Annotated in this window: 24 protein-coding genes; 21 read left to right on the top strand and 3 right to left on the bottom strand. The window is 41.5% G+C overall.

Annotated elements, in window-relative coordinates; translation table 11 throughout:
- The first annotated feature begins 12 nt into the window (after positions 1–12).
- The 17 genes from ACTNC0_RS00935 (at position 13) to ACTNC0_RS00855 (ending at position 16,776) form a co-directional block, all read left to right on the top strand.
- Entirely contained in the window at positions 13–1,497 is a 1,485-nt protein-coding gene (locus tag ACTNC0_RS00935; RefSeq protein ID WP_441085971.1) for a glutamate synthase subunit beta, read from the top strand.
- 162 nt (positions 1,498–1,659) lie between these two features.
- Entirely contained in the window at positions 1,660–1,932 is a 273-nt protein-coding gene (locus ACTNC0_RS00930; protein WP_441085969.1) for a hypothetical protein, read from the top strand.
- A 67-nt stretch (positions 1,933–1,999) separates the two neighbouring features.
- Positions 2,000–2,923, top strand: coding sequence for a DUF4135 domain-containing protein (locus ACTNC0_RS00925; RefSeq protein WP_441085967.1), 924 nt, complete (start codon positions 2,000–2,002; stop codon positions 2,921–2,923).
- Between the two features lie 99 nt (positions 2,924–3,022).
- Positions 3,023–3,559 carry a hypothetical protein gene (locus ACTNC0_RS00920; protein ID WP_441085965.1) on the top strand — a complete coding sequence of 179 codons (537 nt, stop codon included), beginning with the start codon at positions 3,023–3,025 and terminating at the stop codon, positions 3,557–3,559.
- Positions 3,499–4,311, top strand: a complete 813-nt coding sequence (locus ACTNC0_RS00915; protein WP_441085964.1) for an AMP-binding protein — start codon at positions 3,499–3,501, stop codon at positions 4,309–4,311. The genes ACTNC0_RS00920 and ACTNC0_RS00915 overlap by 61 nt, the downstream gene beginning before the upstream one ends.
- A gap of 29 nt (positions 4,312–4,340) precedes the next feature.
- Positions 4,341–4,586, top strand: a complete 246-nt coding sequence (locus ACTNC0_RS00910) for an acyl carrier protein (RefSeq protein ID WP_441085962.1) — start codon at positions 4,341–4,343, stop codon at positions 4,584–4,586.
- Positions 4,576–5,427, top strand: a complete 852-nt coding sequence (locus tag ACTNC0_RS00905; protein WP_441085961.1) for a hypothetical protein — start codon at positions 4,576–4,578, stop codon at positions 5,425–5,427. Before ACTNC0_RS00910 ends, ACTNC0_RS00905 begins: the two co-directional genes overlap by 11 nt.
- A 264-nt stretch (positions 5,428–5,691) precedes the next feature.
- Entirely contained in the window at positions 5,692–7,014 is a 1,323-nt protein-coding gene (locus tag ACTNC0_RS00900; RefSeq protein WP_441085959.1) for a glutamine synthetase family protein, read from the top strand.
- 29 nt (positions 7,015–7,043) lie between these two features.
- The gene (locus ACTNC0_RS00895; protein ID WP_441085958.1) at positions 7,044–7,598 is read left to right on the top strand and encodes an ANTAR domain-containing response regulator; all 555 of its coding nucleotides are present in this window, start codon (positions 7,044–7,046) and stop codon (positions 7,596–7,598) included.
- 393 nt (positions 7,599–7,991) lie between these two features.
- Entirely contained in the window at positions 7,992–9,323 is a 1,332-nt protein-coding gene (gene aspS / locus ACTNC0_RS00890; RefSeq protein ID WP_441085957.1) for an aspartate--tRNA(Asn) ligase, read from the top strand.
- Between the two features lie 113 nt (positions 9,324–9,436).
- Positions 9,437–9,730 (top strand): Asp-tRNA(Asn)/Glu-tRNA(Gln) amidotransferase subunit GatC, encoded by a 294-nt coding sequence (gatC, locus tag ACTNC0_RS00885; protein ID WP_441085955.1) that lies wholly within the window; start codon positions 9,437–9,439, stop codon positions 9,728–9,730.
- A gap of 11 nt (positions 9,731–9,741) precedes the next feature.
- Positions 9,742–11,211, top strand: coding sequence for an Asp-tRNA(Asn)/Glu-tRNA(Gln) amidotransferase subunit GatA (gene gatA, locus ACTNC0_RS00880; protein WP_441085954.1), 1,470 nt, complete (start codon positions 9,742–9,744; stop codon positions 11,209–11,211).
- Positions 11,208–12,650 (top strand): Asp-tRNA(Asn)/Glu-tRNA(Gln) amidotransferase subunit GatB, encoded by a 1,443-nt coding sequence (gene gatB / locus ACTNC0_RS00875; protein WP_441086060.1) that lies wholly within the window; start codon positions 11,208–11,210, stop codon positions 12,648–12,650. The genes gatA and gatB overlap by 4 nt, the downstream gene beginning before the upstream one ends.
- A 144-nt stretch (positions 12,651–12,794) precedes the next feature.
- Complete coding sequence (locus ACTNC0_RS00870; protein WP_441085952.1) at positions 12,795–14,009, top strand: LL-diaminopimelate aminotransferase; 1,215 nt, start codon at positions 12,795–12,797, stop codon at positions 14,007–14,009.
- A 328-nt stretch (positions 14,010–14,337) separates the two neighbouring features.
- Positions 14,338–14,664: a cupin domain-containing protein gene (locus tag ACTNC0_RS00865; protein WP_117674679.1), complete on the top strand. Its 327-nt coding sequence runs from the start codon at positions 14,338–14,340 to the stop codon at positions 14,662–14,664.
- Positions 14,665–14,668: 4 nt separating this feature from the next.
- Positions 14,669–15,937: a M18 family aminopeptidase gene (locus tag ACTNC0_RS00860; protein ID WP_441085951.1), complete on the top strand. Its 1,269-nt coding sequence runs from the start codon at positions 14,669–14,671 to the stop codon at positions 15,935–15,937.
- 17 nt (positions 15,938–15,954) lie between these two features.
- Positions 15,955–16,776: a Cof-type HAD-IIB family hydrolase gene (locus ACTNC0_RS00855; RefSeq protein ID WP_441085949.1), complete on the top strand. Its 822-nt coding sequence runs from the start codon at positions 15,955–15,957 to the stop codon at positions 16,774–16,776.
- 95 nt (positions 16,777–16,871) lie between these two features.
- On the opposite strand, the gene ACTNC0_RS00850 is transcribed toward ACTNC0_RS00855, so the two are convergent.
- Positions 16,872–17,816: an AEC family transporter gene (locus tag ACTNC0_RS00850; RefSeq protein ID WP_441085948.1), complete on the bottom strand. Its 945-nt coding sequence runs from the start codon at positions 17,814–17,816 to the stop codon at positions 16,872–16,874.
- Between the two features lie 137 nt (positions 17,817–17,953).
- On the opposite strand from ACTNC0_RS00850, the gene ACTNC0_RS00845 reads away from it, so the two are divergent.
- The 3 genes from ACTNC0_RS00845 (at position 17,954) to ilvC (ending at position 20,839) form a co-directional block, all read left to right on the top strand.
- Positions 17,954–19,006 (top strand): tyrosine-protein phosphatase, encoded by a 1,053-nt coding sequence (locus tag ACTNC0_RS00845; RefSeq protein ID WP_441085946.1) that lies wholly within the window; start codon positions 17,954–17,956, stop codon positions 19,004–19,006.
- A 188-nt stretch (positions 19,007–19,194) separates the two neighbouring features.
- Positions 19,195–19,692: an acetolactate synthase small subunit gene (gene ilvN / locus ACTNC0_RS00840; protein ID WP_117674683.1), complete on the top strand. Its 498-nt coding sequence runs from the start codon at positions 19,195–19,197 to the stop codon at positions 19,690–19,692.
- A gap of 127 nt (positions 19,693–19,819) precedes the next feature.
- Complete coding sequence (gene ilvC, locus ACTNC0_RS00835; protein WP_441085945.1) at positions 19,820–20,839, top strand: ketol-acid reductoisomerase; 1,020 nt, start codon at positions 19,820–19,822, stop codon at positions 20,837–20,839.
- 148 nt (positions 20,840–20,987) lie between these two features.
- Here the strand turns inward: ilvC and ACTNC0_RS00830 are convergent, their stop codons facing one another.
- Positions 20,988–21,515: a hypothetical protein gene (locus tag ACTNC0_RS00830; RefSeq protein WP_441085944.1), complete on the bottom strand. Its 528-nt coding sequence runs from the start codon at positions 21,513–21,515 to the stop codon at positions 20,988–20,990.
- Positions 21,516–21,742: 227 nt separating this feature from the next.
- Between ACTNC0_RS00830 and ACTNC0_RS00825 the strand changes: the two genes are divergently transcribed.
- On the top strand, positions 21,743–21,928 hold the full coding sequence (locus tag ACTNC0_RS00825) for a hypothetical protein (protein ID WP_117674685.1): 186 nt from the start codon (positions 21,743–21,745) through the stop codon (positions 21,926–21,928).
- 13 nt (positions 21,929–21,941) lie between these two features.
- Here the strand turns inward: ACTNC0_RS00825 and ACTNC0_RS00820 are convergent, their stop codons facing one another.
- The gene (locus tag ACTNC0_RS00820) at positions 21,942–22,676 is read right to left on the bottom strand and encodes a LytR/AlgR family response regulator transcription factor (protein WP_441085942.1); all 735 of its coding nucleotides are present in this window, start codon (positions 22,674–22,676) and stop codon (positions 21,942–21,944) included.
- Positions 22,677–22,767: the final 91 nt, after the last annotated feature.

Raw genomic sequence — 22,767 nt, 5'->3', positions numbered from 1 at the left:
AAGGAGGAAATCATGGGAAAACCTACGGGATTTTTAGAATATGAGAGAGAGACGGCAAAGGTTCTGCCGCCAAAGGTCCGCATTGCAAACTTTAAAGAGTTCAGGACTCCATTAAATAAAGAAAAACAGAAACTTCAGGGCGCACGCTGCATGGCATGCGGCGTCCCGTTCTGTCAGTCAGGTATGATGTTAGGCGGAATGGCATCCGGCTGTCCGCTGCATAACCTGGTACCTGAGACAAATGATCTGGTTTATACAGGCAACTGGAAACAGGCATTTTTAAGACTGAGCAAGACACACAGCTTTCCGGAATTTACATCACGTGTCTGCCCTGCTCTCTGCGAAGCAGCCTGCACCTGTAATATAAACGGAGAACCGGTATCCACCAAAGAAAACGAACGTGCGATTATTGAGACAGCCTATGAGAACGGATGGGTAACCCCGCAGATCCCGGAAGTACGCACAGGCAAATCTATTGCAGTCATCGGAAGCGGTCCCTCCGGACTGGCAGCAGCCCAGCAGTTAAACAGACGGGGCCACAGCGTAACTGTATTTGAAAGAAAAGACCGTGTAGGCGGACTTCTCCGCTACGGTATCCCTAACATGAAGCTGGACAAAGCTGTTGTTGACAGAAGAATCCATCTTATGGAAGAAGAGGGAGTTAAATTCATTACAAATGTAAACGTAGGAAAGGACATCAAAGCAGAAGAACTTCTGAAACAGTTCGACCGCGTCATCCTTGCCTGCGGAGCATCCAATCCAAGAGATATCAAAGTACCGGGACGTGATGCAAAAGGAATCTATTTCGCAGTAGACTTCCTCGGACAGGTTACAAAGGCACTTCTGGACTCCAATTTTGCCAAGGTTCCATATGAACTTGCAAAAGGTAAAAACGTTCTGGTCATCGGTGGCGGTGATACAGGAAATGACTGTGTAGGAACATCCATCCGTCTGGGAGCAAAATCCGTTATCCAGCTGGAAATGATGCCGAAACCACCGGTAGAACGTACACCTTCCAATCCATGGCCACAGTGGCCGAGAGTCTTAAAGACAGACTATGGTCAGGAAGAAGCGATTGCTGTATTCGGACATGATCCGCGAGTATACCAGACTACTGTTACAGAATTTATCAAAGATAAAAACGGAAATGTCTGCCAGGCCAAACTCACGAAATTAAAGAGTGAAAAAGATGCAAAGACAGGACGAATGATGATGGTACCGGTAGAAGGTACTGAAGAAGTCATCCCTGTAGATGTAGTTCTCATCGCAGCCGGATTCCTCGGCAGTGAGAAATACGTAACAGACGCATTCAAAGTAGCCATCAACGGCAGAACAAACGTAGATACCAAACCGGAACAGTATCAGACATCCGTAGACAGAGTCTTTACAGCCGGCGACATGCACAGAGGCCAGTCACTGGTTGTATGGGCAATCCGCGAGGGCAGAGAGGCTGCGAAAGCGGTGGATGAATCACTGATGGGATATTCTTATCTGTAAAGCGTAAAAAGATATAGCTATCTGGCAAAAAAATTCGTACCCCATACCTGCATTTCGTACCCTAGAAACGAAATGCAGGTTTTTTATGCTATAATTTGTCAATAAAAACCATCAAATTGCGAAAGACAACGATTAGATAATTAAAAATCAGGAGGATATACAATGAAAACAATTGAAGAACTTTACAATGAGGTTATGGCAAGTGAGGAAATGAAGAAGGAATTTCTTACACTGAAACCAGAGGAAGTGGAAGGCTTTGCCGAAAAACACGGCTGCAAGGCAACACTTGATGAGATTAAGACATTTCTGACTGAGAAAAGTACCGCTTCAGGTGAGCTTTCTGATGATGAGCTCGAGCAGATTGCAGGCGGTAAGGATGTAGACTATGTACTGTGCTCTGTAATTACATTTGGAGCCACTTGTCAGAAATGGTAAAAATGTGAAAACCAAACATTATTTAACAAAAGAAAACTGCCGCATAGAAAAGAAGCACTATTCGGTTTTGATCCATTTTGTCCATAAATGGGAGGAACGTTTTTGGGATGATGAAAAAATCGAACAAAAACTTCTTTCGGATTCTGCGAAATTCTGTGCGGGTCTTCTTTTATTCAGGGAATACAATGAGATTGCTGCCAACACATTGGAGTATCTTTACACACAGGAATTGATACAAATAAATCCGATGCTTGGATGGAATACAGCACTTGCAACACAAGAGATAAAGGAAACGGCTGCAAGCTCCCTGCTCGAAAAGCTTGAGGGGAATTCGCAGCTGTTATTTGATGTATCACCACTATTAAGTGAGCAATTGGAAACTTGTACGAAGCAGTTTGGAGATGCGCTGCAGGAAATGCTCATTCGGATACAGAAAAACCGTCAGGAAATCCAGGAGACTTTCTTTGGAGGAAGTGATTTTGGAAAAATCATCAAATTTGACAGCAGTTGTGCAGACTGGCATCAGAATGGAAGATTTACCTGTATCATTATCACAGAGCATGGTAAATTTCTTTACAAACCGAGAAATCTGCAAGCAGATACATTGCTTTTCCAGCTTGTATCAGATTTGTTTTCAGATGTCCTTATCCTGCCAAAGGCTTTGGACTTCGGTTCCTATGGCTATGCTGAATTCATTGTGGATGAACCAGCAAAGACAAAGGCCGCTGCAGAAAGATTCTTTTACCGTTTCGGTGGAGTCTGTGCAATCTTTCAGGCGTTTGAAAGCAGTGATTTTCATTGTGAAAACATTTTGACAAAAGGAGAATTTCCAGCGATTATTGATCTGGAGACCTTTCTTGGAATTCCAATTTTTTTCAATAAGGAAAATACAGATTTATTTCAAAGAGATCTTCAATATTCTCTGTTTTACAGCTGTATTTTGCCAAAAAGAAGTGAGGAACGTGAACTGTCTTCTAAGAAGTACAAATGATTATGCAAGAATGCTTCAGGGATTAATTCGGTGAAGCTTCTATCTTCAAAAAACTGTCGCAAGGAACGAGTGACAGTGCTTAGGAAAGCGCTTAGCTGTTTGGGACAGGAGATTGCAGATGAGGAACTGACTGCATTGCTTTGTGGAGATATTCCGATTTTCCATTGTTTTGCGAAGAGTAGAAATTTGTATTCCGGTGAAAAATGTATTATGCCGGATTATTTTCCACACTCAATTTTAGACAATGTTCGATATAGGATTGACCATATGACAGATGCAGAATGCGAATTTGAGTTAGGAATCATTCATCAGTCTCTGCGTTGTGCTCATGTCTTAAAGGATGAGGTTTTAAAAGATACTTCATCCTTTGAACAAATAGTTCATGTAAAACCAGTTTTATCCTTTCGTGAGGAGGCAGCCGCAGTCTTTGATAAAATATGGGGACAGAGGCTGATCGGTCCCAGCGGCAAAGCTGGATGGCTTGATCATAGATGTGATGACGATTCCTTTGGATATCTTTCCGTAGAATATGGAATGGGAGAAGGCGGCATTGCAGCCTTTGCTCTGAATATTATATGGCATCGGGTGACGTACGTGCAGAACAGGTTATCATTGACTTTCTTGAAAAAATATTAAAATGGGTACCGCAGTTTCAGTCGGCTGAAAGTCTTTCGGATATGTCAGGCATGCTTGGCATTACCAGCATAGGGGGAACTATTAAAGCAACGCTTATGGCGGCAAAAGCGATCAACAGTAAAAAACATATTCAATGTGCCGCATTTGGCATCAAGGTATGCCCGGGATACGGTCTGACTGAGTGTGCCAATCTCACATCAGGAAATGTGGATGCCGACGAATTTCCGGAATCAGTAGGTCCGGTTTATCCGGGACAGGAAGTAAAGATTGTTGACGGAGAACTCTATATAAAAGGGGATAATGTAATGCTTGGCTATTATAATGATCCCGAAGCGACAAAGAAGGCTTTTTCAGATGGCTGGTTCCATACAGGAGATCTGGCAGAGTTTAGAGAATATAAGCAGGAAAAATTTCTTGTAATTACAGGCAGAGTTAAAAATATGATCCTCTTGCCAAATGGAGAAAATGTTTCTCCGGAGGAGCTTGAAAGCATATTTTATCAAAATGCTTTGGTAAAAGATTGTCTTGTGAGCCAGATGACGATAAATGAAAATCTGGTCATTGGCATTGAAATCCTGCCTTTTATGTCTGCATTTGCAGATTGTACGGCAGATGAAATTGAAATCAGGCTTCAAAGTGTTGTTGATGAGATCAATACACAACTGCCGACCTACAAGAGAATATCGAAACTGGTAGTCAGAACAGAAGATTTCAAGCGCTCAAGAGCGATGAAGATCCTTCGAGAGCAATAAACAGGAATAAAAAGTGAGAGGTGAAAGCTGTGTCAACGTTCGAAAGACTTAAAAAAATATTTGTAAAGATAATGCCACAGACAGATGTATCGAATATTACATTGGAAACATCGATTACAAACGATCTTGGAGTGGATTCTCTTCATATGGTAATGATTGCAATCGCGCTGGAGGATGAATTTAAGATTCAACTTAATCTTTCGGAGCGGTTTATGACTGTGGGCGACGTGATCGCCTTTATTGATAATTATGGAAATGACAATAATGGAAATTAACGCTGCTTTGGAAAAGGAGAATGGAGAAATGCTGCGAGTTGACAGATTGTATTTGTTACAATATATGATGATACTTCCCAATGAATGGCATAGCCCACTTGCAGATCACTATATGAAAATGGCAGATTCTGAATCAGGCATGGCATTTCTTCTTAGTGATAATGATATGCCTGTGGCATATGCGGTTTTGAATAAGGAAAATGAAGGATGGGTTCTTAACTATATTTATACTGATAAAGAGAAGCGGAGAAAGAACTATGCCTCCTGTCTTGATAAGCTTGGTTTTATCATGAATGACACAAGCTGTGTCTATGCGGTACCAGTGGGGGAAAGCCTTTGGAAACATATGGATGAATTACAGCTTCAGCGTATGAAGGAGTTTTTGCTAAGAGATGGTTCAAAATGTATTTCTTTTTGCAAAATGGACAGTGACATAAGAGAACAGCTGTTAAAATCTTCCTCAAATCACTTTTCAAACTCCTTAAATCCCGAAGGCTTTTTCAAAAACAGTGTTGAAAACGTTGATTCAGCGATCAGTAATGTTTTAGTAAAGAACGGGCTGCTTGAAGCATACACTTTGATTACGCGTCCGGCAATCAATACTGTATCGGTAGAACAGATATCAGAGGCGCAAAGTAAGATTGGAAGCGGAAGAATTATTGCTTCTCTTTGTGCTTCTTTTGAAGCAATCCGAAATTGTCCTGAGATTACAAAAATGAAAATGACGATTAGTGATCGAAACACAAGATCTTATCGTTTTGTGATGGAAATCCTTAAGGGGCAAAAAATTAGCGTGACTAAAAATAGCAGCTATATCATAACAGCAGCAATGCTGAAATGATGGGATTGGATATCAAATAAAATTTAGTTGACAAAAAACAGGCAGATTGTTATAATTGCCTACATGAACAAGGGCGTTCTTTCTATAGAAAAGTAACTGTAGAAAGTGCGCCATTTTTTATATCATAGGAAATTACTCCATAATGTCCCTGTGATATAAAAAAGCCCTCCGGGCAGGATTCTTTCTTGTATCACAGGATAGGAATATAATTAATTTGTTAAGAAAGTAAAAATAGCAAACAATGCTGGCAAGGAGTGAATAAAAATGGGGAATTATACCAGAGAAGAAATATTACAGATGGCTGAGGAGGAAGACGTAGAGTTCATCCGCCTCCAGTTCACAGATATGTTCGGAACACTGAAAAACATCGCCATAACTGCCAGGGAACTTCCCCGTGCATTGGATAATCGATGTATCGTAGATGGTTCTTTTATTGCAGGAATCGCAGGAGAATCTGAACCGGATATGTATTTACGACCGGATCTTGATACCTTTGCAATCCTTCCGTGGAGACCACAGCAGGGAAAAGTTGCGAGAATGTTATGCGACATCTATTGTCCGGACGGAACGCCACATGAGAGAAGTCCAAGATATATCCTGAAAAAGACAGCCCGCGAGGCAAAGAAAGAAGGATATACCTGTCTGGTCGATCCGGAATGTGAATTTTTCCTTTTTCACACAGATGATAATGGAGTTCCGACTACCGTGACACATGAGAAAGCAGGATATCTGGATATCAGCCCTGTAGATCTGGGTGAAAATGCCAGACGTGATATTGTATTAAATCTGGAAGATATGGGAATCGAAGTGGAATCTTCCCACCATGAGACTGCTCCTGCACAGCACGAGGTAGATTTCAAATATGGAGAAGTCCGTACCATGGCTGACCGTATCATGTCATTTAAGATGACAGTGCGTACCATTGCCAAACGACATGGACTTCATGCTACATTTATGCCAAAGCCAAGAGCAGAAGTGAACGGCTCAGGAATGCACATTCATTTTTCTTTATATAAGGATGGAAGAAATGTTTTTGTTAATCCGGGAAATCCGCAGGAATTGAGTGAAGAAGCTTATTATTTTGTAGGCGGACTTCTTGCTCACAGCAAGGAGATGGCATTGATCACCAATCCTATTGTAAATTCCTATAAACGTCTGGTTCCGGGGTATGAGGCACCGACAGAACTGACATGGACGAAGAATAACCAGAATTCTCTTGTCAGAATTCCGGGATCCCGAGGAATGGAGACAAGGATCGAACTGAGAAGTCCGGATGCAGCTGCCAACCCATATCTGGTATTTGCAGTGTGTCTGGCAGCAGGTCTGGATGGAATTCATAAGAAGATTTATCCGACAAAATCTTCAAGCAGAGAATTATCTGAGGAAGATCAGAAAACGATGAAAATCGAGAACCTTCCGGGAAATTTAAATGAAGCGATTGATTACTTTGAGCAAAGTGACTGGATCAAGGAAGTTCTGGGAACGGAATTTTGCAGAGAATATGCAGCATCCAAACGAAAGGAATGGCTGCGGTATACAAGAGAAATTTCAGCCTGGGAAATTGAGGAATATCTGTATCGGATCTAACCAGGGGTGAGAAGAGGAGTGGCAGAATTATGAGCAGCAGCATTGTGATTGCGTTACCGAAAATTGAAGACGCAAAGAAAATCCGCGCAATACTTAGCAGACACGGGCTCACAGTAGCCTCTGTCTGTAGTTCTGCTTCTAACGCATTATCTAATATCTCAGAACTTGACAGTGGAGTACTGATATGTGGATATAAACTATCAGATAGTTATTATAAAGATGTACTTGATGATTTGCCACAGTACTTTGAAATGCTGCTTCTTGCTTCGCAGCGAATCATAGATGAAGCACCGGATTCTGTAAAAACGGTGCAGATGCCTATGAAAGCAAGTGTGTTGGTAGAAACAGTCAATGATATCTTATACCAGCTGGAACGCCGGATTAAAAAAGAGAAGAAAAAGCCTAAACCCAGATCAGAGAGAGAACAGAATTACATTGTAAATGCGAAAATGCTCTTGATGGAAAAGAATCACATGACTGAGGATGAAGCTTACAGGCATATCCAGAAATGCAGCATGGATTCCGGAACGAACATGGTAGAAACGGCACAGATGCTTCTGATGTTGCTGTATGATGAGACTTAACTGAATCATGTAAAACAGTAAATGTGGAATGTGGATATCTCCTTGAATAGAGAGCCATATTAAAATGATGGAAGAAAATTATAAAAAATTTATAAAAACATATTGCAAAAAAAGATTACTATGTATTATAATGCGATACATAGTAATTGATTTTTATCAGATATTGATATTATATAGAAGTAAATAAGATGAATTTGGAAGAATGATTACAAAGGCGTAATCAGAGAGTCCAGGGGAGAGGTCCCCCCGGATTTTCTGATTACGCTTTTTTGATATCCCAGAGTTTAAAGGTCAGAAAGTCGTTCATGCTTGTAGAATTTCGGGAGCATAGCGGAGCAATTCGTAGGGATATTTACAAAGGTTTACAGCAAAGAAGAAATGGAGGATGAGGAAATGGAATTTATGGATGGAACATGGAAAAAAGAAATCAGTACCTGGGAGGAACTCGTAGGTAATAATCTCCTGAACCAGGAAGCCGTAATCGAAGGCGCAATTCACAGCATCCGTAATATGGGTGATGTGGCATTTATCATTCTTAGAAGAAGGGAAGGCTTATTCCAGACAGTCTATGAAAATGAACAGGCAAATGTTTCCATTCATGAATTGAAGGAAGCAATGACCGTCAGAGTGAAAGGAATCCTTCGCGAAGAAGAAAGAGCGCCGCATGGCAGAGAACTTCGTATCCGTCATATTGACGTGTTATCAACACCGGCTGAGCCACTTCCAATGGCAATCGATAAATGGAAACTGAACACTTCTCTGGAAGCAAAATTAAACTATAGACCGATTTCTTTGAGAAACATTCAGGAACGTTCTAAATTTAAGATTCAGGAGGCGCTGACAAAAGCATTCCGCGATTATCTTTATGGTCAGGGATTTACAGAAATCCATACACCGAAGATCGGAGCCAGAGGAGCAGAAGGCGGAGCAAACCTTTTCAAATTCAGTTACTTCCACAAACCAGCAGTACTTGCACAGAGCCCACAGTTTTACAAACAGATGATGGTTGGTGTATTTGACAGAGTATTTGAGACAGGTCCGGTATTTCGAGCAGAGAAACATAATACCAAACGTCACTTAAATGAGTATACCAGTCTTGACTTTGAGATGGGATATATTGACAGTTTCGAAGAAATTATGGCTATGGAAACAGGTTTTTTACAGTATGCCATGAACCTCCTGAAAACAGAATATGCCAAAGAAATACAGATTTTAAAAATCGATATTCCGGATGTATCCAGGATTCCGGCGGTTCGTTTTGATGTGGCAAAAGAACTGGTATCTGAAAAATATAACCGTAAGATCAGAAACCCATTTGACTTAGAGCCTGAAGAAGAGGCACTGATCGGACAGTATTTCAAAGAGGAATATGGTTCTGATTTTGTCTTTGTAACTCACTATCCGTCAAAGAAACGTCCGTTCTATGCGATGGATGATCCGAAAGATGCAAGATTTACATTAAGCTTTGACCTGTTATTTAAAGGTCTTGAGATCACAACAGGTGGCCAGCGTATCCACGATTACAACATGCTGGTAAAGAAAATCGAGAACAGAGGAATGACTCAGGAAGGCATGGAACAGTATCTGGATACTTTCAAACATGGTATGCCGCCACACGGCGGACTTGGAATCGGTCTGGAACGTCTGGCTATGCAGCTTCTCGGAGAAGAGAACGTTCGTGAAACATGTCTCTTCCCAAGAGATATGAATCGTCTGGAGCCGTAATTAACAGAAAAGTCAAGTCAGAAATTTTATGAGATATTTTGCAGAAACAAAATAAAAACAGCATAAAAGCGATATTGAGAATGATATAAAGCAGTATCAATAAGGAGAAAATCATGGCAAAGATCATAGATGATGAAACAATGGAAAATGTCTGCATCCTCGCCAAACTTTCCCTCTCAGAAGAAGAAAAGGAAAAAGCCAAGGCAGAGATGCAGAAGATGCTTGATTATGTAGAGAAACTGGATGAACTGGATACATCAGGAGTAGAACCGATGTCCCATATCTTCGAGGATGAGAACGTATTTCGTGAAGACGTTGTCACAAATGGAGATAACAAAGAAGCAATGCTTGCAAACGCACCAAAGGCAAAAGAAGGACAGTATCAGGTTCCGAAGACCATAGGATAGGAGACAGGACAATGGAGTTGGAAAAATTAACAGCCCTGCAGCTTGGGGAAAAAATAAAACAGCGTCAGGTCAGCGTCCTGGATGGAGTAAAAACTGTTTTCGCACAGATTGAAAAACAGGACTTTGAAGTACACGCTTATCTTGACACATATAAAGAAGAAGCATATAAACGTGCAGAAGAAGTACAGAAAGGCATAGAGGACGGCACATATACCAGCCCTCTCGCCGGTGTACCGATCGCAATCAAAGATAACATCTGTATCAATGGAAAGAAAACCACCTGCGCATCAAAGATTCTCGAGAACTTTGTACCACAGTATAATGCAGAAGTAATCGACCGTCTAGAAAAAGCAGGTCTGGTCATTATCGGAAAAACAAATATGGATGAATTTGCCATGGGAAGTACCACAGAAACTTCTGCTTATGGCATTACCAGAAACCCATGGAATTTAGAACACGTACCGGGCGGATCTTCCGGTGGTTCCTGTGCAGCAGTGGCAGCAGGAGAAACTTACCTGGCACTCGGCTCTGATACCGGTGGTTCTATCCGCCAGCCAAGTTCTTACTGTGGCGTGACCGGAATCAAGCCAACATATGGAACGGTATCCCGTTATGGTTTGATAGCTTACGCATCCTCTCTGGATCAGATCGGCCCGGTTGGCAAAGATGTAGCTGACTGTGCAGCCCTTCTGGAAATTATTGCAGGACATGATGAAAAAGACAGCACATCCATGAAAAGAGAAGACCTGCAGTTCTTCAAAGAACTGACAGGAGATGTCAAAAGTATGAAATTTGGTGTTCCGGAAGAATATCTTGCAGAAGGACTTGATCCGGAAGTAAAAGCATCCTTTATGGGCGTACTTGATACTCTTAAAGAGATGGGCGCTGAAGTAGAATTCTTTTCCATCAAGACTATGGAATATATGATTCCTGCCTATTATATTATCGCCAGTGCAGAGGCAAGTTCCAACCTGGAACGTTTCGATGGTGTAAAGTATGGTTATCGTGCAGCAGAATATGACGGTCTCCACGATATGTATAAAAAGACAAGAACAGAAGCTTTCGGAGAGGAAGTAAAACGTCGTATCATGCTTGGTTCTTTCGTATTAAGCTCCGGTTATTATGATGCATATTATCTGAAAGCGCTTCGTACTAAAGCACTGATCAAAAAAGAATTTAACGAGGCATTCAGTAAATATGATGTACTTCTTGCACCTGCATCTCCATTTACGGCACCGAAAATCGGAGAGAGCTTAAAAGACCCTCTTGCCATGTACCTTGGAGATATTTACACAGTAGCAGTTAACCTCTGTGGTCTTCCGGGAATCACAGTCCCATGCGGAAAAGACCAAAAAGGTCTTCCAATCGGTATCCAGATGATCGGGGACTGCTTCATGGAGAAGAAAATTCTGCGTGCAGCACACGCTTATGAAACCAGCCGCGGCTCCTTTGCCGTACCAGGAGAAGGAGGCATCAGATAATGAAACAGTACGAAACAGTCATTGGACTTGAGGTCCATGTAGAACTCGCCACAAAAACGAAAATTTTCTGCGGATGCTCCACAGAGTTCGGAGGAGCACCGAATACACATACATGCCCGGTCTGCACAGGTATGCCGGGTTCCCTGCCTGTACTGAATAAGAAAGTAGTAGAATTTGCCCTGAAAGCAGGGCTTGCAGCTAACTGCCAGATTAATCAGTACTGCAAATTTGACCGTAAAAACTATTTCTACCCGGATAACCCGCAGAATTATCAGATCTCTCAGCTGTACCTGCCAATTTGCCATGATGGCTGGGTAGAGATTGAGACATCAGCAGGCAAAAAGAAAATCCGTATCCATGAAATGCATATGGAGGAAGATGCCGGTAAGTTGATTCATGATGAATGGGAGGATTGCTCTTTGGTAGACTACAACCGAAGTGGTGTACCGTTAATTGAGATTGTATCTGAACCTGATATGAGAAGCTCTGAAGAAGTTATCGCCTATCTGGAGAAACTCCGTTGCATGATGCAGTATCTGGGCGTATCCGACTGCAAACTTCAGGAAGGTTCCATGCGTGCAGACGTTAACCTTTCTGTCCGTGAAGTAGGTGCAGAAGAATTCGGAACCAGAACAGAGATGAAGAACCTGAACTCTTTCAAAGCGATTGCCAGAGCTATCGAAGGTGAAAGAGAGCGCCAGATTGAACTGCTTGAAGAAGGTAAGGAAGTCACACAGGAAACCCGCCGTTGGGATGATAATAAAGAATACTCTTATGCGATGCGTTCCAAAGAGGATGCCAAGGATTACAGATATTTCCCTGATCCTGATCTTCCGCCGATTCATATTTCTGATGCATGGATCGAAAAAATCAAGGCAGAGCAGCCAGAGCTTCGCGAAGCAAAACAGGCCCGCTATCAGGAAGAATACGGACTTCCGGCTTATGACGCAGGAATCCTTACAGAATCCCGTCATCTGGCAGGACTTTTCGAAGAAACAGCAGCTATTTACGGAAATGCCAAGAAAACAGCAAACTGGTTTATGGGAGAAGTACTTCGTCTGACCAAGGACAAAGCAATGGATCCGGAGCAGGTATCTTTCTTACCGAAACACCTGGCAGATCTTCTTGCAATGGTTGAAAAATCAGAAGTCAGCCCACAGAATGCCAAAAAGGTATTTGAGAAAGTATTTGATGATGATATTGATCCCGTATCCTACATCGAAGAACATGGTTTGAAGATCGTAGAGGATACCGGACTTCTGGAAGAAACCATCAACAAGATCCTTGAGGCAAACCCGGGACCGCTTTCAGAACTTCTCGGTGGTAAAGACAAAGTCATGGGCTTCTTTGTCGGCCAGATCATGAAAGAAATGAAGGGTAAAGCAAACCCTGCAAGTGTCCGCGAGACACTTATCAAGGAAGTAGAGAAGAGAAAGTAAAGTTATAAAGCAACAGGAGATTCTTATCAAAAAACACTTTTGGACTTTACAAGACTAAAAAATCAAGTATAATAAAAGGCACAGTAGTCAGTTCGCTATTTTGAAGATATCAGAACTGTGAAATATGCCAGGGAGGAAATCGAAATGGTAACAGTAAACCACAATTATCTGAAATTACCGGGAAGCTATCTGTTTTCCACAATTGCAAAGAAAGTAAAAGCATACAAAGAAGCCAACCCACAGGCAAACGTTATCTCACTTGGAATCGGTGACGTCACCCAGCCTCTGGCTCCGGCAATCATTGAAGCACTTCATAAATCTGTAGATGAAATGGGAAATGCAGCTACATTCCATGGATATGCACCGGATCTTGGTTATGAATTCCTCAGATCTGCAATCGCAAAAAATGACTATGAGGACAGAGGATGTGACATCCAGGCAGATGAAATCTTTGTATCTGACGGTGCCAAAAGTGATTCCGGAAATATCCAGGAAATCTTTGGCTTAGATAACAAAATCGCAGTATGCGACCCTGTATATCCAGTATATGTAGACACAAACGTTATGGCAGGCCGTACAGGAGAATACAATAAAGAACGCGGCAACTTCGATAATGTGATTTACATGCCATGCACAGAGGCAAACGGCTTCTTACCGGAATTCCCGACAGAAGTTCCGGACCTTATTTACCTCTGCTTCCCGAACAATCCGACAGGTGGTGCAATCACAAAGCCACAGCTTCAGGAATGGGTAGATTATGCAAATAAAAACGGTTCAGTCATCATCTATGATGCAGCATATGAAGCATATATTTCTGAAGAAAATGTACCACATAGTATTTATGAATGCGAAGGAGCAAGAACCTGTGCAATCGAACTTCGCAGTTTTTCAAAGAATGCAGGATTTACAGGTGTACGTCTTGGCTTTACAGTTGTTCCGAAAGATCTGGTACGCGATGGTGTAGCGCTTCACGGACTCTGGGCAAGACGTCATGGAACTAAATTCAATGGTGCTCCATATATCGTACAGCGTGCAGGTGAAGCTGTATATTCTCCGGAAGGAAAAGCGCAGCTTAAAGAACAGGTTGGCTACTATATGCGTAACGCCAAAGCTATTTATGAAGGATTAGGTGCTGCAGGATTTTCTGTATCCGGTGGTGTAAATGCTCCATATATCTGGCTGAAAACACCGGATAAGATGACTTCATGGGAGTTCTTTGATTATCTTCTTGAAAAAGCTAATATCGTAGGAACTCCGGGTTCCGGATTTGGTGCTCATGGGGAAGGTTTCTTCAGACTTACTGCGTTTGGAACACATGAGAATACTTTAGAGGCAATTGAGAGAATTAAAAACTTATAAATAGAATAATTTGGTAAGGGACGCCCGGGACGGGATGTTGTTTTTGCGCTTAGTTTCAGAACCATTGTATTTCTAAGCATTTGGAAAGCCGCTAAAACCATTCAGAAATTGCTCAAACTCGCTTCGCTCAGACACGTGAGCAATTTCTGAATAACGCGTCTTCCCAAATACTAAGAACTACAATGAACCTTCAAATGCGCACAAAAACAACATCCCGTCCCGGGCTGGTTCTAATACTTTATTTTGCTATTTCACCGAAACAGTGATATGATAGAAACTGTTATTAGAAAAAAAGTTAAATAAAAATGTTATACAGGAGGACAACACAATGAAAATCAGGCGCGAAGAACATATGGCAGGTGGAAACGGACACGTAATCATTAAAGAAATCCTTGACGCAGAGCAGTTAAACGGTAAATGCGGTCTTTATGCACAGGTGACTCTTGAGCCGGGATGTTCCCTTGGATATCATGAGCATCATGGTGAGAGTGAAACTTACTATATTATCCAGGGACAGGGTGAATACAATGACAATGGTAAATACCGCCCGGTAAAAGCCGGAGATATCACTTTCACACCAGACAATCATGGTCATGGTCTTGCCAATACAGGAAATACAGACCTTGTATTTATGGCGCTGATTATCAAGGACTGATAGCATGTACAAAAAAACAGCAAAAAAACTTTTAAAATTTATCCAGAAGAGTCCGACCGCGTTTCAGGCAGTCGAAGAAATGAGCCAGAGACTGCAGAAGGAAGGTTTTAAGGAATTAAAAGAAGAGAAACACTGGGATTTGAAAGCTGGCGGAAACTATTTTGTAACCAGAAATCACTCTGCTGTCATAGCTTTCAGCATTCCAAAGAAACCGGCATGGAAATTTCACATTATGGCGAGTCACAGTGATTCTCCGGCATTAAAGATCAAAGAGAATCCTGAGATGGAAGTGGAGAAAGCATATATCAAGCTGAACGTAGAGCGCTACGGTGGCATGCTTCTTGCTCCATGGTTTGACAGACCGTTGTCCGTGGCAGGTCGTCTGATCGTGCGCAAAAACGGAGAGATTCAGGAGAAACTTGTCGCTGTGGATAAGGATCTTCTGGTTATTCCGAATCTTGCGATTCATATGAATCGTGAGGTGAATGACGGCTATAAATACAATGTACAGAAAGATATGCTGCCTCTTTACAGTGATTATGATGGTAAAGGCAGTTTTATGAAGCTTATGGCTGCAGAGGCAGATGTGGCAGAAGAGGATATTCTTGGTCATGATCTCTTTTTATATGACAGGACTCCGGGAACGGTCTGGGGTGCGAATGAGGAATTTATCTCTGCGCCGAGACTGGATGATATTCAGTGTGCATTTGCATCTCTGGAGGGATTTCTGCGTGGAGAGCGCAAGGAAAGTATTGCGGTGCATTGCGTGCTGGATAATGAGGAAGTGGGCAGCACTACGAAACAGGGGGCTGCGTCTGCTTTCCTGAAGGATACGTTGATGAGGATTAATATGGGACTTGGCAGAACGCAGGAGGAATATCTGATGACTCTTGCAGACAGCTTTATGGTTTCAGCGGACAATGCTCATGCACTTCATCCAAATCATACGGACAAAACAGATCCGGTAAACCGCCCGGTATTAAATGGCGGAATTGTGATCAAATATAATGCAAATCAGAAATACTGTACAGATGGTGTTTCTGCCGCAATCTTTAAAGACATCTGTGACAGAGCAGAAGTGCCGTATCAGACATTTGTAAACCGTTCCGATATGGCAGGTGGTTCAACGCTTGGAAATATTTCCAATACACAGGTGCCGGTGAAAACAGTAGATATCGGCCTTGCCCAGCTTGCCATGCATTCTGTATATGAGACTACAGGTGCAAAGGATACCGAGAGCCTTGCAAAGGCAGTAGCAGTACTGTTTGCATAAATACAGGAGAACAGCACATGAGCAGAAGTACAGAGAAAAAAGCAGTATTTTTTGACGCAGACGGAACTCTCTGTGATATGGAAAAGGGAGTTCCTGACAGCACAAAAGAAGCACTGAAAAAGCTAAGAGAAAACGGCCATGAAGCCTGGCTTTGTACAGGAAGAAGCAGAGCTTTTGTATCCTGGTATCTGGAAGAACTTCCCTTTACAGGAATGATCAGTGCTTGCGGAGCAACCATAGAGAAAGATGGAAAGCGCCTGTTTAATAAAGAAATGACGCCGGAAATTGCGAAACTGTCTGTGGAAATTCTTCGTAAATACGGTCTGATTCCTGTGATGGAAGGCGCAGATTTCATGTATTATGACAAAGACGAGTATAATACAGATATCAATTGGTATTGTGACTTGATCACAGAGTCCCTCGGATCAAAATGGAGACCAATCAGAGGAAATGAAGACTGTATGAAGATCAATAAGATCAGTGCCAAGATGGTGAAGGGCTGTGATGCAGAAGCTGCATGCGGGGAGCTTGGCGAATATTATGACATTATCCGTCATGAGAGCAATTCCGGAATCGCAGGAACGACGATCGAACTGGTTCCAAAAGGATTTAACAAAGCAGTGGGAATTGCCGCAGTCTGTAAACTCTTTGATATCCCATGGGAAGATACGATCATATTCGGAGACAGCAATAATGATCTGGCGATGTTTAAATACGCAGCTGTGAAAGTTGCGATGGGAAATGGTTCAGAGAAGATAAAAGCACTGGCAGATTATATCACGCAGGATATGTTCCATTACGGAATCCGAAATGGTCTTGAATATCTGGGACTTATATGAGCCGGATAAAAATCATTCCGGATATTGTCTGATAGAGGCAGCGAATGAAAAAGAGTACTGAAAAATATAAAAGCAATAAAAAAAGAAGCCTGGGATTAAATAAGTCCCAGGCTTCTGCATATATAAAGCCAGATTGTCATGGTAAACGAACTGAACAGAGTGGTAGTCATAACGACACCGGAGGTAAAAGCTCCATCGTAATTCATGTTCTTTGCCATGATATAGCAGCTTACAGTTGTGGCAGAACCCAGCATGATAATGATCGCTACCAGCATATCATGGGAAAAGCCAAGCATCACGGCAATCGGAAGAAATACTGCCTCATATCCTGCCAGCTTTAAGAAAGTACAGGCAATCAGCGGTTTTGGTCTTGCAAATGCCTTGCCGAATTTCAATGCGCCGCCCATGGCCATCAGTCCAAGAGGAGTAGCTGTTTTTCCGAGATTATTTACGGAAGTTTCGAGAATCGCCGGCATCGGGAGATGCAGTAATGACCATATCATACCGGTCAGAATTCCGAGGATGATAGGATTTGTGGCGATTCCTTTTAGAGTTTTGATAAGTTTTGCCGTATCAAGCTTTCCGCCGTCGGGAGCGAAGAGAGAAAGTGTTGTGACGGCCATGATATTGTAAAGAGGCACGCTTCCGATGATCATAAGCGGAGCCATTCCGGCGTTTCCGTAGAGATTTTGGATAATGGCAATACCAAGAATCGCTGCACTGCTTCGGTAAGATGCCTGGATAAATTCACCCTGAATGTTGCGCGGCTTCAGCAGATAAGAAAGTCCTGTGGAGATTCCGATGCTGATCAGGGTTACAAAGAAACAGAATAATACGAACTTTGTATTCCAGACACTGTAGAAATCAGATTTCGCAATGTCCAGAAACAAGAGAGCGGGCAATGCGGCATTAAATACAAATTTGTTTAACCGGCTGACAAAAATGTCATCAAAAAGCCCGATCCGCCTGAAAAAAAGTCCCAGCATCAATGTCAGAAAGATGGGAATCGTGGCGTTAAGACAGAAAACAAGATTTTCCATAATTATGCATCCTTTCAGAAGAATAACTAAATTATAAACGATTGACAGGAATTGTCAAATCAGGATTTCTATGCTATCCTGAAAAAGAGATTGTTATGAAAAAAACAATAAAACCGTAGATAGTGGAGTGGTGGAACATGAAGTACGGAAAAATACGAATTGAAGATGGATTTCTGGTTTTTACCAGACACATGATGATAAACAGCCTTCCATGCAAAGACATCGTATGGGCTTATATGAGAAAAGAGGGCTCAGATGAGGGCGATGACAGGCAGCTGAGTGTGAATTATCTTGTAATCGTTACCAGACGTAAGAAAAGATACAAATTTGATATGACAGAGAAGGAAATCTATGAGTGCATCCGGATTCTTAGAATCTTAAACCCGGATATGGCGTCCGGATTTCCAAAGGGAGGAAGAATCCTTCTTCAGAGCCTTTCGAATACCAGGGATCTTGGTGCGATTGCGACTGCGGATGGCAGACATATTCTGCCAAGACGGCTTTTAAGAAGCGGGGAGTTATACCATCTGTCCAACGCAGACAAGACCAGACTGGTGGAAGAATATAATCTGAAAATAATTATTGACCTGCGCTCTTCGGTGGAACGTAAGTGCAGACCGGATACGATTATGGCAGATGTGGAGTACTATCATGTGCCAGTCGTAGATGAAGCTATACAGAAGATCAGTAACAAGGAAGAACTTCTGGACTGGCTGGATAAAATGCCGGATGATGTAGAAATGTATATGCGGACACAGTACAGAAATTTGTGCGAAGATCAGCTGGTGTTGAAACAATATGCCAGGTTTATAGATATTCTTTTCCAGCAGGAGACAGGAGCCGTTCTCTGGCACTGTGAGACAGGAAAAGACCGCACCGGACTCGGAACGGCATTTCTTCTGAGCCTGCTTGGTGTTGAGGACCGGATCATCTATGAAGATTATCTGCGCACGAACCGGTATCTGGCAAAGGATTTCCTGTATATGCAGAGACTTTTGCAGACCTGGCCGGAAGCAGATGAAAATATGCAGAGAAAACTGCAGACCTTTTATGAAGTAAAAGAGGGATATCTCAGAATCGTATTTGAAATGATAACGCTGAAATATGGCTCTATGGAAAAGTTTTTCCAGGAGGTATTTTATCTGAAACCAAAGATGGTGGAAGAACTCAGGGACAAGTATCTGATATAGACAGAAAAAATGTTACTGTTCGCTTCTTGCCCGGTAACGAAAAAATCTACAAAAGCTGTCGCAGAAAGACATTTGTTTTTGTGTGAAAAATTTATTGACAAAATTATGATTATTGATATAATGATAACCATACGAGCTATTTATTATATTAACGTGCTGAAAGGATGCACGATGGAAGCAGGTGGAACATGCAGAAGAGAGTATTATCCCTGTTAGTAGATAACACAGCAGGTGTAACAACCAGAGTATCTGGACTATTCAGCCGCAGAGGCTACAACATCGACAGCATTACCGGAGGTGTGACAGCGGACGAACGCTTTTCCAGAATTACCGTTGTGTGCAGCGGGGATGAACTGATCCTGGAGCAGATTACGAATCAGCTTGCCAAGCTTGTAGATGTAAGAGAAATCAAGATTCTTGAACCGGATAACAGTGTATGCCATGAATTACTGATGATTAAAGTGGCAGCGAAGCCGGAGCAGAGACAGAGTCTTATTTCCATTGCGGATGTTTTCCATGCAAAGGTTGCAGACGTAAGTGTGGATTCCATGATTCTGGAGATGACAGGCAATTATAAGAAACTGGAAGCATTCCTTGAACTGATGGGAGATTATGAAATTCTTGAACTTGCACGTACCGGAATGACCGGACTGTCAAGAGGTTCGGAGGATGTTACTTATCTGTAGAAACCTGGAGATGGTTAAGAGAGTATTTACATATCTCAGGGAACAGGTTGTATTTTTATTAAGTTTGCTAGGGGCGAGATCCCTTAACGATAAATTTTTTTTTTACGATTAGCAGGAGGAAAATAAAATGGCTAACAAGATTTTTTATCAGGAAGATTGCAATTTAAGCTTACTGGATGGTAAAAAGATTGCAATTATTGGATACGGAAGCCAGGGACATGCACATGCTCTGAACTTAAAGGATTCCGGATGCGATGTCATTATCGGTTTGTACGAAGGCAGCAAATCCTGGAAGAGAGCTGAAGAGCAGGGCTTTAAGGTATATACAGCAGCAGAAGCAGCTAAACAGGCTGATATTATCATGATTCTTATCAACGATGAATTACAGGCTAAGCTTTACAAAGAATCCATTGAGCCAAATCTTGAGGAAGGTAATATGCTGATGTTCGCTCATGGTTTCAACATTCACTTCGGATGCATTAAACCACCAAAGAATGTTGATGTTACTATGATTGCTCCTAAAGCACCTGGACACACAGTAAGAAGTGAATATCAGGCAGGAAAAGGTACACCTTGTCTGGTTGCTGTAGAACAGGATTACACAGGAAAAGCTAAAGATTTTGCACTTGCTTATGGTCTTGGAATTGGCGGAGCAAGAGCTGGTCTTCTTGAGACGACATTCCGTGTAGAAACTGAGACAGACCTCTTCGGTGAGCAGGCTGTACTTTGCGGTGGTGTTTGTGCTCTTATGCAGGCTGGTTTCGAAACACTTGTTGAAGCTGGTTATGACCCAAGAAACGCATACTTTGAATGTATCCACGAGATGAAACTGATCGTAGACCTGATCTATCAGTCAGGATTCGCCGGAATGAGATACTCTATCTCCAACACAGCTGAATATGGTGACTACATCACAGGACCTAAGATCATCACAGAAGATACAAAGAAAGCTATGAAGAAGATCCTTTCCGATATTCAGGATGGTACATTTGCTAAAGAATTCTTACTTGATATGTCTGATGCAGGTGCACAGGTTCACTTCAAAGCTATGAGAAAATTAGCTTCCGAACATCAGTCTGAAAAAGTTGGCGAAGAGATCCGTAAACTTTACAGCTGGAATGGTGAAGATAAACTTATCAACAACTAATCTGAATATGATTAAATTAAAATCCCTCGCCATTAGGCGGGGGATTTTTTAAATAAATTTTGTTATTAATGATATTCTTAAGTTTGTCAGAAGCGTTTATTTGTCCTTTGATTCAATTGTAAATATTCGATCGGCAATAGACTTAAAGTTATAATTCTATAATCTGTCCCTTTTCTACATCATATCTGCAGTATTTACCGTTTTCGGAAATAAATGGCTGATATGTATTTGTTTTATTATCTTTCAGGTATACAATTCCGGTAGCAATCATTTCAACTAATGAGAAACGCTCGCTGAGACTGGAGATCCACTTATATGTTTTATTCTTTGAAGAACTTGTCATGACCATATTGTAAGTATGTCCGTCTTCGGATGCTTCAAGAGAAAAATATACTTTCTCGGCTTTGTCAGGGGCATCGAAAACCTGGCTTGTAATATAGGAAGAGAAATTAGTCTCTACGAATTTACGGAAAGATTTCATATCGTAAGTAATTTTAGACACTTCATCTGTAATCTTATCTCCACGTTCCAGTCGTGTTTTGATAATCTTCAATACTTCTACAGTCCAGTTGATAAATGAAATGCTGCTGTAGTTCATGCTCTCCATTAATTCAGCAATCAGATTCTTTGAAAGAGTGTTAGAGCGCACCGCTTCGTCATATAGTTCTTTGTTCATAACATTTTCCCTCTTTTTCATTATATTTTGGCATTTCCGCACATTTTTATGTTATACTGATTATAAATCTGTTTGTAATAAAATGCAATAAAAATACGAAATTAAATGGAAAAATTGTGAATATTGCTACAATTTTAACGAGATAAGAGAAAATTTGACATAGACATCAAGTCAGGGAGAAAAGACCTTTTTACCTTAACATTATTATATGAGATAGGAGAAGAATTATGGAAATTGAAGAAGAATTTATTTCGGGATTTTGTAGAACGTGTAATGGGGCGCAGACGGTTTGCTGCGAGTATACTGTAGAAGGAGGCAAAAGAACATTAACATTTATGGACTGTGCACATGACAGATGTGTAAATCATGCTGCCTGTGAAATTTATAAACAGGCGCATGAGATGGAAAAGTAAAGAACTAATCAAATTAATCAAGAGTTGTGAAATTTGTTCCTGAGTCAAACATAAATGCAAAATATGCATCCTTAAATGCGGCGTAGCTGTTCCTGGAAATTGGGACAGAGGAAGAAAATGCAGTAGTGATCTGTGTTCTTGTGAACTGCCGGATACGTGAAAGGTTTACAATATAACTGCGGTGACACTTAAAGAACCCCTTTTCAGGGGTAAAGATCCCTTCGCATTTCGAAAACTGTTCACGTAGTTTTTGGATTTTTCCGTCAGAGAGATATACCAGCACCCATTTATTCTGTGCTTCCAGATAATCTACATCATTGAGTGCTATTTTACAGAAACCGTTTGCGGTATGTGCAGTAAAAGTTTCGGCAGAGCTTTCAAAATTCTTCAGAAAATCATCTAGGACAGAGAAGAGCTTCTGGCTGTCTATTGGTTTAAGCAGGTAATTTAAAGCTTTTACTTCATAAGATTCCAAAGCAAAATCCCTCGATGAGGTTAGAAAGATCAGTGGAACAGTAATACCCTCATTTCTAAGCTCTCTGGCTGTATCCAGCCCATTTAGTAACGGCATGATAATATCCAGAATGATCAGATCCATAGAAGTATTTTTCAAAGCAAGAAGCAGATCGTCTCCATTGGAGTATTGATACAAGGTAAAAGACAGATCATGTCTGACCGCCCAGTGCGTCAGAAGAGAGCGTATTTCCTGAATGGAAGATAGTTCATCATCACAGATTGCTATTTTCATAAATTATAAGACCTTTCTATAAGATTATGTAAAACCATTTTATAGCAACTCCGGTATTTTTCCGGAATTGCTAAAATCTGTATACCAAAAC

This window comes from Blautia sp. HCP3S3_B11, assembly GCF_052064435.1.
Lineage (GTDB): Bacteria > Bacillota > Clostridia > Lachnospirales > Lachnospiraceae > Blautia_A.
This window is presented reverse-complemented; position numbering and strand designations above follow the sequence as displayed.

Excerpts from the sequence above, each read along its gene's own strand:
- ACTNC0_RS00935 (WP_441085971.1), top strand. The coding sequence starts at position 13 with ATGGGAAAACCTACGGGATTTTTAGAATATGAGAGAGAGACGGCAAAG.
- ACTNC0_RS00930 (WP_441085969.1), top strand. The coding sequence starts at position 1,660 with ATGAAAACAATTGAAGAACTTTACAATGAGGTTATGGCAAGTGAGGAA.
- ACTNC0_RS00915 (WP_441085964.1), top strand. The coding sequence starts at position 3,499 with ATGGCATCGGGTGACGTACGTGCAGAACAGGTTATCATTGACTTTCTT.
- ACTNC0_RS00905 (WP_441085961.1), top strand. The coding sequence starts at position 4,576 with ATGGAAATTAACGCTGCTTTGGAAAAGGAGAATGGAGAAATGCTGCGA.
- ACTNC0_RS00900 (WP_441085959.1), top strand. The coding sequence starts at position 5,692 with ATGGGGAATTATACCAGAGAAGAAATATTACAGATGGCTGAGGAGGAA.
- ACTNC0_RS00895 (WP_441085958.1), top strand. The coding sequence starts at position 7,044 with ATGAGCAGCAGCATTGTGATTGCGTTACCGAAAATTGAAGACGCAAAG.
- aspS (WP_441085957.1), top strand. The coding sequence starts at position 7,992 with ATGGAATTTATGGATGGAACATGGAAAAAAGAAATCAGTACCTGGGAG.
- gatC (WP_441085955.1), top strand. The coding sequence starts at position 9,437 with ATGGCAAAGATCATAGATGATGAAACAATGGAAAATGTCTGCATCCTC.
- gatA (WP_441085954.1), top strand. The coding sequence starts at position 9,742 with ATGGAGTTGGAAAAATTAACAGCCCTGCAGCTTGGGGAAAAAATAAAA.
- ACTNC0_RS00870 (WP_441085952.1), top strand. The coding sequence starts at position 12,795 with ATGGTAACAGTAAACCACAATTATCTGAAATTACCGGGAAGCTATCTG.
- ACTNC0_RS00865 (WP_117674679.1), top strand. The coding sequence starts at position 14,338 with ATGAAAATCAGGCGCGAAGAACATATGGCAGGTGGAAACGGACACGTA.
- ACTNC0_RS00860 (WP_441085951.1), top strand. The coding sequence starts at position 14,669 with ATGTACAAAAAAACAGCAAAAAAACTTTTAAAATTTATCCAGAAGAGT.
- ACTNC0_RS00855 (WP_441085949.1), top strand. The coding sequence starts at position 15,955 with ATGAGCAGAAGTACAGAGAAAAAAGCAGTATTTTTTGACGCAGACGGA.
- ACTNC0_RS00850 (WP_441085948.1), bottom strand. The coding sequence starts at position 17,816 with ATGGAAAATCTTGTTTTCTGTCTTAACGCCACGATTCCCATCTTTCTG.
- ACTNC0_RS00845 (WP_441085946.1), top strand. The coding sequence starts at position 17,954 with ATGAAGTACGGAAAAATACGAATTGAAGATGGATTTCTGGTTTTTACC.
- ilvN (WP_117674683.1), top strand. The coding sequence starts at position 19,195 with ATGCAGAAGAGAGTATTATCCCTGTTAGTAGATAACACAGCAGGTGTA.
- ilvC (WP_441085945.1), top strand. The coding sequence starts at position 19,820 with ATGGCTAACAAGATTTTTTATCAGGAAGATTGCAATTTAAGCTTACTG.
- ACTNC0_RS00830 (WP_441085944.1), bottom strand. The coding sequence starts at position 21,515 with ATGAACAAAGAACTATATGACGAAGCGGTGCGCTCTAACACTCTTTCA.
- ACTNC0_RS00825 (WP_117674685.1), top strand. The coding sequence starts at position 21,743 with ATGGAAATTGAAGAAGAATTTATTTCGGGATTTTGTAGAACGTGTAAT.
- ACTNC0_RS00820 (WP_441085942.1), bottom strand. The coding sequence starts at position 22,676 with ATGAAAATAGCAATCTGTGATGATGAACTATCTTCCATTCAGGAAATA.